The organism is Brevundimonas diminuta ATCC 11568 (assembly GCF_000204035.1).
GTDB lineage: Bacteria > Pseudomonadota > Alphaproteobacteria > Caulobacterales > Caulobacteraceae > Brevundimonas > Brevundimonas diminuta.
This window is the reverse complement of sequence record NZ_GL883086.1, coordinates 2230365-2234012: the sequence shown is the minus strand read 5'-3', so window position 1 is coordinate 2234012 and position 3648 is coordinate 2230365. Positions and strand designations below refer to the sequence as shown.

The window sequence follows — 3648 nt, the reverse complement described above, 5'->3', positions numbered from 1 at the left end:
CGGGGGCTCCGCGCGCATTTGGGCGGCGGCGACGGCGGCGGGCAGGCTGTCGGGATCGGCGCCGTAGCGGCGGACGCCGCCGTCCAGTTCGCGCACCTGATCGCCCAGCCGACCGAACGTCTCTTCGATCACCGACCACCAGTCCCCGGCCTCGGGCGCGCGTTTGGAGCCGCGTCCCATGACGATCACCCGGTCGCGCGCGCGGGTCAGGGCGACGTAGAGCAGGCGCAGGGATTCATCGCCGACCCGCGCCTCACGCGCCGCGCGGGCCTCGGCCGAGGCGGGGCAGTCCTCCTTCGACGAGCCGGGGCACATCAGCCAGGCCTCGACGCCGTCCTCCAGCGGGACGGGCATCAGGGACGGCCCCTGCGCCTTCGCCTTCATCGTCGTGTCGGGCAGGATGACGACCGGCGCCTCCAGCCCCTTGGCGCCGTGGACGGTCATGACGCGGACCTCGCCGCGCGGGCCTTCCAGTTCGCGCTTCACCTCGACATCGGCGGCTTCCAGCAGGGCGAGGCAGGTCTCCAGATCGATCCCGCCGCGTCCCTCGGCGGCCAACACCTGATTGAGGGTCTCGTCGACGGCTTCCTCGGCCTCGCGGCCCAGCCGAGTCAGGATGCGGGCGCGGCCCGATTGGCCGGTCGCATCCACCCGATTCAGCAGGCTGGAGAAGAAGCCGAACGGATCGAGGTCGCGCGCGCCGCGCGCCGCGCGCAGCAGATCCAGCGCCCGGCTCCACTCCGGCCGTTCGTCCGCCCGGCGTTTCAGTTCGCGCCACAGACCGTCGCGCTTCTCGCGGCCCGCTAGTTCGAACAGGCTGTCCTCGTCCACGTCGCAGAAGGGGCCGCGCAGCACCTCGGCCAGCGTCAGGTCGTCGCCCGGGAAGAGGGCGAAACGGGCCAGCGCCTTCAGGTCGTCGAAGACGATGTGCTGCGACAGCTTCAGCCGGTCGGCGCCCGCCACCGGCGCGCCGGCCGCCTTCAGGGCGCGGATGATCTCCTCGAACGTCGCGTCGCGGCGGCGGACCAGGATCAGGAAGTCGCCGTAGCCGCACGGTCGCGCGGAGCCGCTCTTGTCGAAGACGACGGCGCCGCTTTCGACCTGGCGCTTGATCTCCAGCGCCAGGGTCTGGGCCATGCGCTTGCGGGCGCTGGCGGTTCCTTCCTGATCGACGGGATCGGTCCAGGCGTCGCGCTCGGGCGGGGCCTCGTCCACGAACAGGGGCCACAGTTCGACCGCGCCGGGTTGGCCTTGGCGGGCGGCGGTGTGGTGCGGAATCTCGCCTGTCTCCCCGACCAGCGCTCGGGCGCGTTCGGGCGTGGCGAAGACTTCATCCACGAACGACAGCACCGCCTCGGTCGAGCGGTAGGAAGTCTCCAGCGGCACGCCCTCGAAGGCGCCGCCCGCGCCGGTGATCAGGCCGTCGTAGACCTGCGCTTCCTGCCGCAGCCGCTCGGGCCGGGCGCCCTGGAAGGAGTAGATCGACTGCTTCTCGTCGCCGACGGCGAAGACGGTGCGGTCGGTCCCCTCCACGGTGAAGAACTCGCCGGTCAGGGCGCGCATGATGGCCCACTGTTCGGGGGCGGTGTCCTGGGCCTCGTCGATCAGGACGTGATCGACGCCGCCGTCCAGCTTGTACAGCACCCAGGCGGCGGTCGAGCGGACGGTCAGCAGTTCGACCGTGCGCGCCACCAGATCCGAGAAGTCGAGCGCGCCGTGGGCCGTCTTGGCCGCCTCGTAGAGGGCGGCGTGGGCGTTGGCCAAGGTCAGCAGCCTGATGGTGTCGTTGGCGACCTTGGCGGCGCGCAACTGGTCGCGCGCGGCCAGAAACTTGTCCTGAAGATCGGCCAGCCAGCCCGCGGCGTCAGGCGGCGCCTTGCTGGTCGCCATCGACTTGCGGGGCGAACCCGAGCCGGTCAGGAAGACGACGCCTAGGCCGTGGAAGCTCCAGTCGTGGTCGAGGGCGTGGATCAGTTCGGCGGCCCGGTCCTTGTCGGTCTTGGAGCCGGTGGCCATCAGCTCGGCCATGCGGCGGACCTCGCCCCGGTCCAGCCAGCGCAGGAAGTCGGCCTCGATGTCTTCGGGCGTCTTCTGCGGGTCTGCGCCGGTCAGGACGTAGGGGCCGGGCGCGCGGCCGTCGGCGACGCGGGCGACATAGTCGGTCAGTTCGGCGCGCTTGGCCTCGATCAGGGCCAGCAGATCCTGGAAGCGGCCCCAGTCCAGTTCGACGGCGAAATGGCTGTAGGCCTCGCCCACCGGCCCCTCGGCGTCGGCGAGGGCGGCGCGGGCCAGGTCTTCGCGCGCGGCGTGGCTGAGGGCGATCGCCGCCTCATTCTCCAGCACGGTGAAGCGCGGCGAGACGCCTGCCTCGATGGGGAAGCGACGCAGCAGTTTTTCGCAGAAGGCGTGGATGGTCTGGATCTTCAGGCCGCCGGGCGTCTCCAGGGCGCGGGCGAACAGGCGGCGCGCCTCGGACAGGCGGGCGGGATTGAGGGCGGCGGGGTCGCTGTCGTCCAGTTTCGCCAGTTCGGCCGACAGTTCGCCGTCGTCCATGACGGCCCATTTGCCGAGCGTCTCGAACAGGCGGGCCTGCATCTCGGCGGCGGCGGCCTTGGTATAGGTCACGCACAAGATGGCCGAGGGCGCGGCGCCGCCCAGCAACAGGCGCGCCACGCGGTTGACGAGTGTCGATGTCTTGCCCGATCCGGCGTTGGCGGTGACGAAGACCGAGCGGGCCGGGTCGGCGGCGCGGCTCTGGGGGGTGATGCCGTCGCGGACGTGGAGGTTCATTCCGCCTCTCCTTCTTCGCCGCCGCCGATGACGTGCCACTCCCAGACGCGGGCCAGCAGGTTGTAGGGGCTGTAGCTGCCCATCAGATGAGGCGCGGCCCAGGAGAGGTAGGGCGTCTCCGGCCGGTCGAACTCGGCGACGCGCGCCATCAGCCCTTGCAGAGCGGCGTCGGACAGGATTTGCGCTTCAGGCCCGGCCGCGCGCACGGCGACCTCGCCCGCCTTCTTGCGGCCGACGACGCGGACGTAGGTCAGCTCCTCTGGCGGGACGGGGCCGTTCGTCTCCTTGAAGCCGCCGGCGGCCAGGATGGCGCCGGTCAGGGTCAGTTGGGGGGCGAAGCCCGCCTTGATCTGTTTGGCGGTCGGAACTTGGCCGGTCTTGAAGTCCATGACGGCGGCCGACAGGGCGCCGACCTCAATGCGGTCGGCGTAGGCCTTGACGGTGAAGGGGCCGCCCGGCGCGTCGAAGGTCAGGGCGCCTTGCTGTTCGATCAGCAGTTGGACGCCGCGCGCACGGCGGTTCGTCTCGAAACCGGCCAGCCAGCGGGCGGCGTTCCGGGCCAGCGGCGCCTCGCGCGCCATGGCGGCGTCCTCAAAGCCGTGGGCGCCTAGCTCCTCCAGCAGCAGGCGCTCGATCACCGCGTCGAGATCGTCGGGCAGCAGGTCGGGCCAGTCCTCGGTCAGGCGCTCGATGGCCTTGTGCACGGCGTTGCCGCGCGCCAGGGCCTCGGCCGAGGCGCCGGGGCGCTCCATCGGTTCGAGGTTGAGGATGCGGCGGGCGTAGAGGGCGTAAGGGTCGCGGACCCAGCGCTCGACCCCGGTGACATAGAGGCTGCGCGGGCGGCGCTCGACCGGGGGC

At 71.6% G+C, this 3648-nt stretch carries 2 protein-coding genes; both read right to left on the bottom strand.

Annotation, left to right across the window (positions count from 1 at the left end):
• Positions 1 to 2790: double-strand break repair helicase AddA (addA, locus tag BDIM_RS14730; protein ID WP_155818744.1), on the bottom strand; the 2790-nt coding region annotated here is incomplete at its 3' end.
• Positions 2787 to 3648, bottom strand: an 862-nt coding sequence (locus BDIM_RS14725) for a PD-(D/E)XK nuclease family protein (RefSeq protein WP_040346342.1), incomplete at its 5' end; no start/stop codon positions are given. The genes addA and BDIM_RS14725, both read right to left, overlap by 4 nt.